13 protein-coding genes and 1 pseudogene are annotated in these 13,918 nt (G+C 37.4%); 6 read left to right on the forward strand and 8 right to left on the reverse strand.

The genetic code is table 11. The features are described from left to right. Window positions 1-110: 110 nt before the first annotated feature. Window positions 111-887 (forward strand): histidine kinase, encoded by a 777-nt coding sequence (locus EZY12_07235; GenBank protein QSX70558.1) that lies wholly within the window; start codon window positions 111-113, stop codon window positions 885-887. A gap of 104 nt (window positions 888-991) precedes the next feature. On the opposite strand, the gene EZY12_07240 is transcribed toward EZY12_07235, so the two are convergent. From EZY12_07240 to EZY12_07260, 5 genes and pseudogenes are all read right to left on the reverse strand, one after another. Next, a complete protein-coding gene (locus EZY12_07240) occupies window positions 992-2,083 on the reverse strand; it encodes a transposase (protein QSX70559.1) in 1,092 nt (363 codons plus the stop codon). After that, window positions 2,055-2,662 (reverse strand): annotated as a pseudogene (locus EZY12_07245) (IS607 family transposase). The gene EZY12_07240 and the pseudogene EZY12_07245 overlap by 29 nt, the downstream one beginning before the upstream one ends. Window positions 2,663-2,834: 172 nt before the next feature. Beyond that, the gene (locus EZY12_07250; protein QSX69407.1) at window positions 2,835-3,023 is read right to left on the reverse strand and encodes a YqaE/Pmp3 family membrane protein; all 189 of its coding nucleotides are present in this window, start codon (window positions 3,021-3,023) and stop codon (window positions 2,835-2,837) included. Window positions 3,024-3,246: 223 nt separating this feature from the next. Next, the gene (locus EZY12_07255) at window positions 3,247-3,615 is read right to left on the reverse strand and encodes a phage holin family protein (protein ID QSX69408.1); all 369 of its coding nucleotides are present in this window, start codon (window positions 3,613-3,615) and stop codon (window positions 3,247-3,249) included. A 371-nt stretch (window positions 3,616-3,986) separates the two neighbouring features. After that, the gene (locus EZY12_07260; protein ID QSX69409.1) at window positions 3,987-6,146 is read right to left on the reverse strand and encodes an RNA-binding transcriptional accessory protein; all 2,160 of its coding nucleotides are present in this window, start codon (window positions 6,144-6,146) and stop codon (window positions 3,987-3,989) included. A 220-nt stretch (window positions 6,147-6,366) separates the two neighbouring features. Between EZY12_07260 and EZY12_07265 the strand changes: the two genes are divergently transcribed. Beyond that, complete coding sequence (locus EZY12_07265; GenBank protein ID QSX69410.1) at window positions 6,367-6,579, forward strand: hypothetical protein; 213 nt, start codon at window positions 6,367-6,369, stop codon at window positions 6,577-6,579. Window positions 6,580-6,796: 217 nt separating this feature from the next. On the opposite strand, the gene EZY12_07270 is transcribed toward EZY12_07265, so the two are convergent. Next, window positions 6,797-7,399: a hypothetical protein gene (locus EZY12_07270; GenBank protein ID QSX69411.1), complete on the reverse strand. Its 603-nt coding sequence runs from the start codon at window positions 7,397-7,399 to the stop codon at window positions 6,797-6,799. Window positions 7,400-7,409: 10 nt separating this feature from the next. Continuing rightward, a complete protein-coding gene (locus EZY12_07275) occupies window positions 7,410-8,444 on the reverse strand; it encodes an AAA family ATPase (GenBank protein ID QSX69412.1) in 1,035 nt (344 codons plus the stop codon). A 432-nt stretch (window positions 8,445-8,876) separates the two neighbouring features. On the opposite strand from EZY12_07275, the gene EZY12_07280 reads away from it, so the two are divergent. The 4 genes from EZY12_07280 to EZY12_07295 all read left to right on the forward strand — a co-directional run bounded on the left by EZY12_07280 (window position 8,877) and on the right by EZY12_07295 (window position 12,443). After that, the gene (locus EZY12_07280) at window positions 8,877-10,349 is read left to right on the forward strand and encodes a TldD/PmbA family protein (GenBank protein ID QSX69413.1); all 1,473 of its coding nucleotides are present in this window, start codon (window positions 8,877-8,879) and stop codon (window positions 10,347-10,349) included. 144 nt (window positions 10,350-10,493) lie between these two features. Continuing rightward, on the forward strand, window positions 10,494-11,834 hold the full coding sequence (locus EZY12_07285) for a TldD/PmbA family protein (protein ID QSX69414.1): 1,341 nt from the start codon (window positions 10,494-10,496) through the stop codon (window positions 11,832-11,834). Window positions 11,835-11,967: 133 nt separating this feature from the next. Next, window positions 11,968-12,219, forward strand: a complete 252-nt coding sequence (locus EZY12_07290) for a type II toxin-antitoxin system HicA family toxin (GenBank protein ID QSX69415.1) — start codon at window positions 11,968-11,970, stop codon at window positions 12,217-12,219. Window positions 12,220-12,221: 2 nt separating this feature from the next. Beyond that, window positions 12,222-12,443 carry a type II toxin-antitoxin system HicB family antitoxin gene (locus tag EZY12_07295; GenBank protein QSX69416.1) on the forward strand — a complete coding sequence of 74 codons (222 nt, stop codon included), beginning with the start codon at window positions 12,222-12,224 and terminating at the stop codon, window positions 12,441-12,443. 3 nt (window positions 12,444-12,446) lie between these two features. Here EZY12_07295 and EZY12_07300 read toward each other — a convergent pair whose 3' ends face one another. Continuing rightward, window positions 12,447-13,364 carry a UPF0104 family protein gene (locus tag EZY12_07300; protein QSX69417.1) on the reverse strand — a complete coding sequence of 306 codons (918 nt, stop codon included), beginning with the start codon at window positions 13,362-13,364 and terminating at the stop codon, window positions 12,447-12,449. Window positions 13,365-13,918 lie beyond the last annotated feature (554 nt).

Consider the following 13,918-nt stretch of genomic DNA (forward strand, 5'->3'; position numbering starts at 1 on the left):
TGCACTACCTGAAGATAGATATGGTTCTATTTCTTTAGAGGGTGTTTATAGCCAGAAGATTTCGCCAAAATGAGTGTAAGTGTTACATGAGATTTATATTCAGTATGACCATTAATAAGAACGTTAAAGAACAAATTCAAGTAGATTTACGCCAAGCGAAAGAAACAGGACAATTAAAAGCTGAACGGATTCGAGAAATTGTGAAATCTGCTATTTCTCAAGTAGGTTCTGAGTTTCAAGAAGGTTCTCATGAACTGCGTAACTTAGTTAATGATGCTGTTTCTACCGTCATTGATAATTTACAAGAAAAAGGTAGTGAAGTTAAAGAAGGAGTAGTAGCTTCAATTGAAGGGGCTATGGAAGCTATAAATCTGAAAAAACACTCAGATATTGTCAAAACACAAGCAGATATTAAGCGTCTACAAGCTCAATTAGATCGAGAAGAAGAAGAACTACAAACAGAAATTGAAGGAATTTTAACGAAGATAGTAGAAACCAGTCAAAATAAATCAGCAGATACGAAAATTGCGATTGATTCAGCAATTAATTCTATCCAAGATAGTGAAGAAATTGGATTATTAAAGAAACGCTATGCACAATTACAAGCACAATCAGCAATTGTCAGAGCAAATTTATCGGCACGTTATAGTGGAAGTGATCAAGAGGTACAGGATTATTTAAATGAAGCCAAACAATGGTGTGATAAATCCCATCCAAAAGCTGAATCTATCACCTTACAAGTCAAAGAAAGTTACTCACTTCTAGAACAAAAATTGGCAAATGCAGGTGGAGTTATAGCGAAAAAAGAACGTCAATTAAAACAAACTTTACGGGAGTTACTTTTAGCAACGGCTGATTTATTCAAAGAAAAAGATATTCGCGCTTAAATAATTTATTTTAGATCCCCGACTTCTTAAAGAAGTCGGGGATCTTTTCTGTTTTTTCTTCTCGCTATACTTAGTAAGTACCGATACTTTTTTGCTAACAAAAGTTAACAAATACATAAGTTGAGGTTTTCTCTCAACCAAGGCGTATCAACCAATGCACGGAGAAAAATTCCCCGCGCACCATTCAAATCTCTATCCATGACATTATTTGTGGATGGAGATTTTATGGTTTTAGAACCACCAAGATTCTTAACTATTTCGCCAGTCCAACTAACAGTCTTTGAAGTATAGGCTTCATTCACGTCCAGCACTATTTTTCTGTATTCAAATGCTTTGTGTTTAATAAATTGTTTGAATTGATAGTGCGATAGCGTTAGCATTTGCCGGACTGATTTGGATCTAATCCTTCTTTTTCCTTTCTTTGACATCTGAGATGTTTCAAAAGTTGGTAAAAGAATTACATCGAAATTATCAACTAAGAACTTGGTAGTCTTTTTGTGTAATTCAGATCCAAGATTCTTAATCTTTCCTCTCAATTTAGTTGCGGCTAATTTAAGTCTTCTTTTTTGTTTGCATTTAGCTTGAGATATTTTGCTAACTAACTTATCTAGTTTAAAGCAAAGTTTTTGAATTTTGATGTTAGCAGTATCTCCCAACCAACCAAAAGAATCCTCGGAGAAGAATGTTAAAAATGTTCTGATCCCTGGATCTAAAGCCACGACTCGTCCTTGGTTTTCGGCATCGAGTCGCGGTTTTTCTTCGGGAACTGTTAAGTAGTAATCACCATGAGAGAGAACTAATCGGCAGTCTCCACATCCTTTGGGCAAAGATTCCTTATAGGATGTTTCGCCTAATATGGTGTAAAAAATTCCTTTTTCCAGCACTGCCGATTTGGGAATATAACAGGATTGAACTGGATATTTTCTGGATCTAAATCTACATCGACTTATTCCTCCGCCATTTTTGTATTTCTTTTTGGCATTGCTAACTGCTTTGCAAGCATCCTTAATTGCTATTGATTTAATTTGATAAGGAACACTTTTGCACCAGTCAGGTAAATCATTAAGAATACCTGTCTTTATAGCTTGCCAATTAGCCTTGATTTCTCCATCTTGCAATAACTTGATAGTTTTGTTGTAAACAAATCTAGAAATACCAAACCATTGCTTAATTATCGCTTTCTGTGCAGGTGTCAGGCTTAGATAAATCTTCCTTGATTTTTTTAGAGTATTTTCCCCTGCCGTGCATTCTGCATGAAAAGACGTGAAGGATTGAGAGTAAATCCTGGGTGAGTTCAGTATTTGGGCAATGTACAGTTGCGTCGAGAACCACGATTTGTCCACCGTTTTGTTCGACCATATACTGTACAAGTTCAACAAGCTAAGATCCAAATCTTGCGAGTCTATCACGACAGGCAACAACAAGCGTGAACTTATCTCCTCGCAAAAGCTTGTCCAGTAAGGATTGCAATCCTTTCCTTTTGAAGTTGATTCCACAAGGCGATGTCTTTGATGATTTTGGCTTCTGGGTAGAGGGATTGCTTATGGGCGATTTGTCTATCGAGATCATCTCGCTGTTTTGAGGAACTAACTCGACAGTAACAAATAATGGTAGCTCGTTCTGAGCTACCGTTGACATATGATTCGACATCATACAGTCTTTGTCCTGCGGGGTTTTTGATGCTTTTGATTTTCCCTTCATCCGCATATCTCCTCAACGTATTTGGGTGCAATCCCAGAAATTCGACCGCTTTTCACCAGTGGTATGTATGCCATTCGCATACTATAGCATAAGTTAAGAAAAATTAGCAAATAAGCAACTAAGTAGGTAAACAGGAAAATTTAAAGGTATGTAACGGTATACAAAGGTGTCTCAACGCAAGATTCTGATTGAGTTTCAGCCATTTTACAAAACGCAATAAATTTCGCTTTTATTATGTACACCTACTTAGTTACTTGCCTCTCTATTAATATTTTCTTCATGCTTGACAATTACCCAAACTGCATGAATGCTACCAGGAAGCCAACCAAGCAGAGTCAGCAAGATGTTAATTAACAAAGTTGGACCAAATCCAACTGTCAGAAAAACCCCCAATGGGGGTAAAAATACACCGAGCAGTATACGCAATAAGTTCATAAAACCTCGCGGTATGCGGGAAACTCAGTCACTTTAGTGCTGAGAGGGAAGCGACACGGGCGATTTTAACCGCCGTCAATCTTCTGACGGATACAGCACTTTCCGGTGTTATGAGGTACATATATAGCGGGCAAGATGCCCGCACTACAAGAGTTTCATAATTCAAGTTTGTACCTCATTAGAGCGAAATCTGCTGTATTTCCTCGTTTTAAATTTGGCTTATCTATTGACTATCTTGTAATTCAAAACCTTTTTCTGCAAAGTATTTACTGAGAAAGGTATTAGCTAAAGACAGAACTACAGGACCGATAATAAAAGCGATAAATCCTTGAACTTGAAAACCTGGAACTAAAACTGATGCTAACCAAAAGCAAATTCCGTTGACAATTAGGGAAAATCCCCCCAAGGTGAGATATGTTAAAGGTAGAGATAGGATATTGAGAGTTGGTTTAATGCCACTATTAATTGAACCAATCACAACAGCAGCAATTAAAGCGGCAGGAAAATTAGCAATATTGACACCGGGAACAACTAAGTCAACAATTAGCAAACTTAAAGCTGTAGCGAGGGCGATGAAAAAATATCCCAACATTTTTTTACCTCAGTAATAGCAATATCAGGGCTAACCACTATTCTCAAATATGGATTAATGTTTGACATCTTTTGTTGGGTAGAACTATTATCTGTCTGAGGTTAGAGTTGATTTTTTTCACGCAGAGTCGCTCCAGACACAGAGAGAATTAACTTATTAGTGTTGATTCTGTGATTTTATAATTATTCTAATTCCTGATACTATTTCTGAATGAAGATGTGCTTTATTTTTATTTGTAGAGACGTTCCATGGAACGTCTCTACATTTATTTGACGCAACTTCACATAGAATTGGTATGACTCCTAATTCCTGACTCCTGACTCCACAAGAGGGGCAACCACAGGGGGATTGCCCCTACTGACTTCTTCTTCTTATTGCTTAATTCCTTTCATTGATAAACTTATGCGTTTGAGTTTTTCATTTATTTCTAAAACTTGGACTGTGACAACTTGTCCAACTTTGACAATTTTTTTGGGATCATCTACAAATCTATCAGCAAGTTGGGAAATATGCACTAAGCCATCTTGATGTACACCAATATCAACGAAAGCACCAAAGTTAGCAACGTTGGTAATCATTCCTTCTAGTGACATTCCTACTGTTAGATCCCTAATTTCTTTGATTCCCGCTTTAAAGGTAGCATATTTGAATTCAGCCCGAGGATCTCTTCCTGGTTTCTCTAATTCGCTGAGAATATCCCGCAGAGTTGGTTCTCCAATAGTGTCAGTAACGTATTTTTTCAGGTTAGCTTTTTTAAGGTTTTCCGCAATTTGTGTAACTTGATTTAAGGATACTCCTAAATCAGCAGCGATAGATTGCACTAGGGAGTAACTTTCTGGATGAACTGCGGTATTATCTAAAGGGTTTTCACCACCACGAATTCTTAAAAAACCTGCTGCTTGTTCAAAGGCTTTTGGTCCTAATTTGGCTACTTTTAAAAGTTGACGACGATTTTTAAATGCGCCATTTTCGTTGCGATAGGCAATAATATTATTGGCTATGGTTGGGGTAATTCCCGATACAAATGTAAGCAGTTCTTTGGAAGCTGTATTTAAATCTACACCCACATAGTTAACGCAACTTTCTACTGTTTCATCTAATTTCTTTTTCAGTAATTTTTGATCAACGTCATGTTGATATTGTCCGACACCAATTGATTTAGGATCTATTTTCACTAATTCTGCTAAAGGATCTTGTAATCTGCGGCCAATACTAATTGCACCCCGCACGGTAATATCTAAATCCGGAAATTCTTCTCTAGCTACTTCGCTGGCAGAATATATAGATGCACCAGATTCATTTACCATGACTTTAACTGGGTTATGGGCTATATTTGGTAATACTTCTGCTACAAATTCTTCTGTTTCCCGCGAAGCTGTCCCGTTACCAATAGCGATTAATTGAACTTGGTATTTTTCCAGTAATTTTTTAATAGTTTGTCCGGCTTTTTGGCGTTGTTCTACTGCTTGGTGGGGAAATACGGCTTGATATTCTAAAAATTGACCTGTTTCATCTAGTATAGCGACTTTACACCCAGTTCTAAAACCAGGATCTATAGCCATTGTCGGTTTCATTCCTGCTGGTGCTGATAATAGCAATTCTCGCAAGTTTGTTTCAAAGGTTTTGATTGATTTTATGTCAGCAAAGGTTTTTTTCTCGTTAGTTACTTCGCTAATTAAGGAAGTTTTCATCAAGCGGTTAAAACCATCTTTTATCATGGCTTGATAAAAATCTCTAATATTGCTAACTTTGGTTTTTATTTCCTGAGATTCTAAATAACCAAGGACGATATCTTCATCAAAAGCAACTTCAAAACTGAGGATTTTTTCATCTTCTCCTCGACATAAAGCCAACAGATTATGAGGGGCAATATTTTTGACTTTAATCTGATAATTGCGGTACATTTCAAATTTTGTTGTCCCTTCGGGATGTTCGTCTTTAATTCGAGAAATAAACAGCCCATTTTCTAAAAGATAGTCGCGTATATAAGCGCGTGATTCTGCTTTTTCTGCTACTTCTTCCGCTAAGATATCAGATGCACCTTTCAAAGCTTCATCTGCACTTTTTACTCCCAAAGTTTCCGAAATATATTTTGCTGCTTCTGCTTCTAATGATGCGGAAATACCATTTTTAATATTCAGAGCTTGAATAAATCTTGCGAGAGGTTCTAGACCTTTTTCCCTAGCAATGGTAGCACGAGTCCGGCGTTTGGGGCGATAGGGTAAATATAAATCCTCAAGTTCGGTTTTTTGTAAACAGGATGCTATTTTTGCATTTAATTCTGGGGTAAGTTTATCTTGTTGAGCGATCGCATTGACAATAACTTTTTTTCTTTCTTCCAATTCCGTTAAGTAATTATGCCTATCTTGTAAATCTCGCAATTGCACCTCATCCATTTCATCAGTCCGTTCTTTGCGGTAACGGGCAATAAAGGGGATTGTCGCCCCTTCTGCTAACAGTTCCAGGGCATTTTGTACCTGGTTGGGTCTAAGATTGAGTTCAGTAGCAAGGAGTTGGGAAATGTTCAACATTGGATATTCAAATTGAAAGTGTTAAATTGATTTCAGCACGAATAGATAGTGTTAATTTAATTTAGCAAATAATGGCACCATTATAAAACAGCCACACAATAGGATTCCCATCAGGTTCTTGCCATTTTGCCTTACTTAAGTATAATGTTAATAACGCTCCCAAAGATAGTTTTAATCTACTAGTATTAAATAGTAGATCGTAGTTTAGAGATTAGCAAAGATGCCTTTATTTTTTTTAATGACATTAGTTACAGGTGTAATGACTGGTTATCTCTTCCAAAGAGATGGTGATGAAATCACTAATATTGCAGGTGTTTTAACAGCCGTCATTTTTATTGTGAGTTTAGTGTTAGCACCTTGGCAAATTCAGTTTGGTTTGTTGATATTTGTTGTCATTGTTAGTAACAAACTGCTGAAGAAAAATTGGTTTTAAATCAATTTTCGCAATTTAGCACCAAAATACAATTAAGTCGGCAATTATCCACCCTCGTCAAAATTAATAATTGAGGAGAAAGAGGATGTTGACAGTTTTATCAAATATAGTTAGTTTGAAACTATATAATTCACGACTTGCCTAAAATTGTCTGTTCTTTTAGTTGATGAAGGTATGAATATATTTCTTTATTCAGATTAGCCAACTCAGTAATATATCACCAAGATACAAATATCCCATAAATAGTTTGAATATGTTGCTTCATACCAACATCAGTAACTCCTACAAGATATTTTAATAACCCATCAACATCCTTGATAGCTTTAGCTGTCAGTCTAACTTTTCCTGTTGATGTTTGTGTCCAAGAATTTGCAGGAATAGGAAAGCCATGAGCAAAACTGTGTCTTACTTGCAGAATCTCGTTTAGCATCTGCCGAGTGGCTAGTGCATTTATATTTCTTTTTGACCAAACCCAATCATTTATCGGGTCGTAACCAGTATATTGAACTAAAAGATTACGAGAATTATCTGCATTTGGCGTATTAAATTGTTTAAGCGAACGTTCTGCGGCATTTTTCGCAAGGGAATGTACAGCATAAAACTGAGGATTTAAAGGGTTTGCAGTTACATCAAAAAAGTTGCGAACTAGTTCTTCAATATACGTTTCCCATCCTGCTACAAACATTGCTAAAGCTGAATGGTAATATATTTGAGTGTGACTATTTAATATTGGACGTAGGCGAATATCTGTAGCAGTATCACGTAAGACACGAGCCTTCTGAGCTACCAAATCATATTTTAAGGCTGCTGGTGATGACACTGTAATACTCTCAGAGACAGTTTACAAATGCTTCAAGTGCTTTTCGATACCTTTGTAATGGCTCTGGATTTAATTGTATTCGCTGCTCACCAATTGTTTTAGGACCTGGTTTAAGTTTATGTAATGGAGTACCAGTTGTTGCAGCAACGACACAAGCACTGTGATAATCTGGAATTTCAATAAAATTTTCGCTGGGAAAGTCTTTAGGATTAGCAAAAATATGACGATTTTTGTTATGTATATCATCCATAGTTTTCTTAATAATTTTATTAACAGCTATAAATGCGGAGGCAGCTTTACCTTCATACATAGTTACCCTATTACTCACAAATGTATGTAATTTTGGTACAGATAAACCTTCATCTTTTGCGCGTTTTGCAAAACTAATTCGTGCATAAGGGGCAGTATTCGGATCGCTAATACCATATAGAAGTGCCACCACATTTTCAATTGCACGACGTGAACTATCATCCGCAGTGAATGGAACAACTATACCTTCTGCTGCAGCTAGACCAAGCTGTGTATATACAGCAAAACTAGGATTACAATCAATTAAAAACAGAGTATCTCTGTCACCACTATGTGTACGCAGAGCAACTGTTAAATCTCGAATCCAACTCAGCACCTGCTTCCAAGCATCTATTGGTATTTGCAGTTGAGAAGTTTGTCGAATTGCTTCAGAAATTATTTCTAAGAGATTGTCACCACAAATAAGCCTCAAATTTTCTGGTATTTGTGGATTAAATTCTTTTGGCTCACACACATAAGGAGATACATCTTGAATCATTCGGAAGGGTGAGTTAAGACGTGCTTCCAAGTAGCCCGCTACTGTCGCACGAGGTGTCTTACTACTTAAAGAATTGAGAGCTTCAGGACTTTTCAGATATCCCCCTAATAAAGTTTCTGAAACATTAGCTTGCGGACACAAATCAATTACATAAACATCTGTATCGGGATAAAGGTGAGCATATTCAGAAGCAGCTACAAAGCAAAGAAAGCTTTTTCCTACTCCGCCTTTGTTGTTCCAAAAAGCATAAGAACTCATTTTTTAGATTCCTTTTGTTGATAAAACAGTCTCTTTAGTTATTAATAATTTTGGGAAACGTTTACCTCTATTATTGCAAAATTAAGTTGAGTAAACTGGCATTTTATCTCAAATTGTATATAATAACAAAAATCATACCGTATAAAAAATACATTATTTATTTCCGTCATATCCGATCTTACAGTAAATTGCAATCAATTGTGCCACAGAGGGAAATAATCAAAACCAGTGATAGACTTCGTTCTGTGATTTATTTTGTAGCGGGTTTGATTCCTACGAAAAGCTTCACTATTGAACCTTGCTGCAAAAGACAATATGGCGGAAAACCCTACCGCCTAACTGCCAACAACGGCTTTCATAGATTTGTTAGACTGAGTACACCAGGATATTGTCAGTCACATCTATAGATAACGCCAGCAGACGAGGCTTTTAATGCTTACAAACACCCTACTTCTCTCAAATCAACTGCCCAGTTTACAATATTCATCCACCACAGAACGCTTCGATGACACTTGGGAAGCCCCACTGGCAACCCTTTTGGGACTAGGACGCGCTGCCGGGGCTGATTTTGTGGAATACTTCTTGGAACATCGCAACTACATCAGTTGTTTAGCCGAAGAAGACACCATTACCAGTATTTCCCCCAGTTTATCTACTGGTGCAGGAGTGCGGGTATTTCGTGGCAAAGCTGACTGCTACGTTAGCACCAACAACCTCACATTCAACGGTTTAAAAGCCGCCTTAGAAAAAGCTCTTTCCATCTTAGGACTACAACTACCCGGTCCGAGCGCCTTCATTCCCGAAATCAACCTAGAATTACTCAGAGACTACGCCAGCAAACGCGGTAAAGACAGTTGGCTACCTTTGTGCAGTTCTATCCGCGAAATGGGAGAAGTCCTCCTTGATGGTACAGCCCAACTCAATAAAAAAGCTACCCATATTCAATCCCGCCGCGCTTCCTACTTCCGTGATTGGCAAGAAGTATTAGTTGCTGGTAGTGACGGAACATTTGCCCGTGATATCCGCCTCACTCAGTCTGTCGCATTCAACCTGCTTTGTGCTGACGGCGCTAACCGCTCCTCTATTGGTGAACGGGCTGGTAACACAAGTGACCCTAACTTCCTCACAACCTGGGATTATCAAAAAGCTTCCGAACAAATCGCCGAATCTGCTGGTAAAATGCTTTACGCAGATTACGTAGAATCAGGAACTTACCCCATTATCATGGCCAATCATTTTGGCGGCGTAATTTTCCATGAAGCTTGTGGACATCTTTTAGAAACCACCCAAATTGAACGCCAAACCACCCCATTTGCCGATAAAAAAGGCGAAAAAATCGCTCACGAAAGCCTCACAGCATGGGACGAAGGCCGCGCTGATAATGCTTTTGGCACAATTGATATGGATGATGAAGGAATGCCAGCCCAAAGAACATTATTAATTGAAAAAGGCATTCTCAAAAACTTCCTAGCAGACAGAACCGGTTCAGTGCGGACTGGACACCCCAGAACAGGCAGTGGCCGCCGTCAAAATTACACCTATGCAGCCGCAAGTCGGATGCGAAACACCTATATTGATTGTGGAGAACACACAACAGAAGACCTATTTGCCTCCGTTGATAAAGGTATTTACTGTAAGAAAATGGGTGGTGGCAGTGTCGGTGCAACCGGTCAATTTAACTTCAGCGTTGACGAAGCTTACTTAATAGAAAATGGCAAAATTACCAAACCATTAAAAGGTGCTACTTTAATCGGTGAAGCCAAGGAAATCATGAATAAAATTTCCCTATGTTCCCAAGATTTAGAACTAGCTCCCGGCTTTTGTGGCTCAGTCAGCGGCAGCATTTACACCACAGTTGGACAACCCCATATCAAAGTTGATTCCATCACCGTTGGCGGCCGATAAAAAATTTTGGATTAACAAGATTGATGTGATGTTTATGTAGGTTGGGTTGACGTAAGGAAACCCAACGTAACAGATGCTTTTGTTGGGTTGTGCTGTCGCTTAACCCAACCTACAAATTATTAATTGTGAACCGTGAATTAGATTATGAACAAAATCCAAGAAATTGCAACTTACGCCCAAGAAAATGCCGCCAAACTCGGCATTAAAAAATTCGATATTTACGGCTCAACCGTAGATGATACCAGCGTTCAAGTTTACCAAGGAGAACCTAAAGAAGTCAAAGCTTCCAATCGTTCTGGAGTAACAGTTCGAGTCTGGAATGAAGAAAATACAATGGGTGTTACCAGCACCACAGATGTAGATTCTCAAGGATTAGAATTAGCCCTGAAAACAGCTTACGAAGCCAGTTTTTTTGGAGTCAAAGAAAACGTTCCTGATTTTAGTCCAGAAGCGACTATTCCTATCCCTAATAAACATCGAGAAAAAGCCCTGCAAGCACCTGTTTCTGAACTGATAGAAAAGCTATTAGTAGCAGAAAAAGAATTACTAGCAACTCATCCGGCTATTACAAGTGTGCCTTACAATGGTTTAGCACAAAAGGATATTGACAGATTTTATCTCAATAGTGATGGTGCTGTGAGAACTGAATCTCATTCTTTCGCTTATATTTCTTTGTACAGCAAAACTGAAGAAGAAGGTAAGAAACCCCGCAGTGGTAGTGCTTATCGAGTTAAAGAAAGTGTCGCTGATTTAGATATTGCCGGTTGTATCAAAGAAACTGCTGAGAAAACTATCAGTCATTTGCATTATGAAAAAATCAAAACTGGTAAATATCAAGTAGTTTTCTCTGCTGAAGCTTTTTTAAGTTTGTTGGGGGCTTTTTCTAATTTATTTAACGCCCAAAGTATCCTTGATAATCAAAGTTTATCGAAAACTGATGATATTGGTAAAGAACTTGCTTCACCTTTACTTTCAGTTTATGATGATGCTTTACACCCTGCTAATATTGGGGCTGAAAGTTTTGATGGTGAAGGAACACCAACTCGGCAAATTAAGTTAATAGAAAATGGCATTTTAACTAGCTTTTTGCATAGTGCGGGAACTGCTAAACGGTTAAATGCTCAACCTACTGGTAATGCTAGTATTGGCGCAAAAGTCAGCGTCAGTCCTAATTTCTATCATGTGTTTGCAGCAGGTACACCGGAACAAGAATTGAGTTTAGATACTGCGGAAAATGTGATTCTAATTGATGATTTACAAGCGCTTCATGCGGGTGTTAAGGCTTTACAAGGTTCTTTTTCTTTGCCTTTTCATGGTTGGTTAATTAACAAGGGTGAGAAAACCAGTATTGAGTCTGCAACGGTAGCTGGTGATTTTCTGGAGTTGTTGAAATCAATTGTTTATGTGGAGAAGGAAGTTGAGTTAACACCAGGAGGAGTTGCTCCCAGGGTTTGGGTGAGTGAACTTTCTATTACTGGGGATTAAAAGTTAGTCTTTGGGTAGTACCTATAAAATCCAAATAATGGTGGGTATTACCCATTTATTAAGCTAAAAAACATCTAAACAGAGATCGAAAAAATTGAGCGCAGTTTTACAAAAAAATGCTATGAGTTGATAAATGTCAAAAAAACGAAAGTTACTAGATAAAGTTCTTTCTGGTTCTAAAAATATTCAATTTAATGAACTTGTAAGTTTAGTTGAAGCCTTTGGATTTTGTTTATCAAGAGTTAATGGCAGTCATTATATTTTTATTCATCAAAACATAGATGAACTTATTAACTTACAAAATCGAAATGGTCAAGCTGTTCCATATCAAATCAAACAATTTTTAGCTATCATTGAGGAATATGGATTAACTTTAGAGGATTAAGAATGAAAAACTACCATATTAATATTTTCTACAGTGAAGAAGACGGGGGTTATATAGCAGATATTCCTGATTTAAAATACTGTTCTGCATTTGGTGACACTGAAGAAGAAGCATTATCTGAAGTTTTGCAAGCAAAAGCAGCATGGTTAGAAACTGCAAAATTAGAGGGTAAATCTATTCCTGAACCTAAATACCGTCCTGCAATTTATCAAATAGCTTCATGAAGATTATTTACTAATTCTTTCATACAACCAAGCTAAGGACGCGCCAATAGTTTCTACTAAGATACTCATGAGACGATAAAGAGCGATCGCACTAATTACCAAAGCCGCCGGAAAATGATATTGTAGTAGTAATATCGCCGTAGTTTCAAACACTCCCAAACCACCAGGCGCACCCGGAACAACTAACCCCAACACCCACGCACAACTAAAAGCCCCCACTAATAAGGGTATTTGCTGCCAAGTTAAAGAATTTAACGCCAACATAGTTAAAATAAATCCACAAGCACGCAACCCTAAAAAAACTAATTCTCCCAATAAAGGTTTCACCGGATAGCGTTTAATTATAAAACTATTAACTAGCTCATTTTCTGCATTAGACTTCTTATTTTTCCACTTATCTAAAAGTTGAATAGCTGGGTTTAAAAATCGAGGGTGAAGTATACCCAAGACAATTATTAAAGCCAGAGATTGTAAAATAATTAAATTAAAATTCAGATTATTAACAACTAATTTACCACCAAATAAAACAATAATAATTAAAGCTGCTGCTAACATTAATAGTGGTTCTAACAAAACACTCAAAGTAGCAATATTAGTAGGAATATTAGCATTTTTAGCCGCCATAACTCGCCCATAATAATGCCAAACATTACCAGGTAAATATTTAGCAATATTCGTTTTTAAATAAACTCGAATAAACTCAATAGTAGATACAGATTGATTTAACTCCTTGAGTACCCAAGTCCAAATCCAACCCGCCCAAATATGAGCAAATAAAGTTACACCCGTAGCCGTTATTAACATTAACCATCCAGTTCCATTAATGCGAATAGCACTAACCCCCAACCAATTATCTTTCAGAGCTTTCAACAAAAAAAACAGTGTTCCACCCAAAATTAAGCAACGGATAATTTTCTTCATTATTTTCCTAATTCAGCCGTTACTATGATTGCACTTTAAATCTTATATTAAGCCCAGCGACATATCTCAAGCTGATCAACGTTAACAACAATATCTGTCCATAGTTATACTCAAAACGGCTTAATTATTTGATTTAAGCAGGTAAGGGTTTAGCACTGCTCATAAGTGTCAACTTAAATAAGGGTGTATTCCAATAGGTCTTTACTTATCCGTTGGCTTCCACACCCCCTCAGCGTCAGCCATATTTCAGGGCTAATAACCAAAGTCTACTGAAGTGGACTAAAGATTTTTTTTATATTTAGTTATCTTTAGATAACTTTGGCTATTAGACTGGGAATTCATTCCCGGGCGGGCTATGATTTTACGTGAAGTTGACACATATCAGTACTGCTAAACCCCTACAAATCTAGGTTTTTCGTGATTTTATAAAAGTCTATGTCCCAACCGTTTTGAGTATAGATAAAACATAGAATCTATCTGCTCTATAAGAGGATGAATGAACAAGTTTTTAATGTATAAACAAACCCCTCTTGTAAACCTCTCCCCGAAGCGGG

The organism is Dolichospermum sp. DET69, assembly GCA_017355425.1.
In the GTDB taxonomy this organism is placed as follows: Bacteria; Cyanobacteriota; Cyanobacteriia; order Cyanobacteriales; family Nostocaceae; genus Dolichospermum.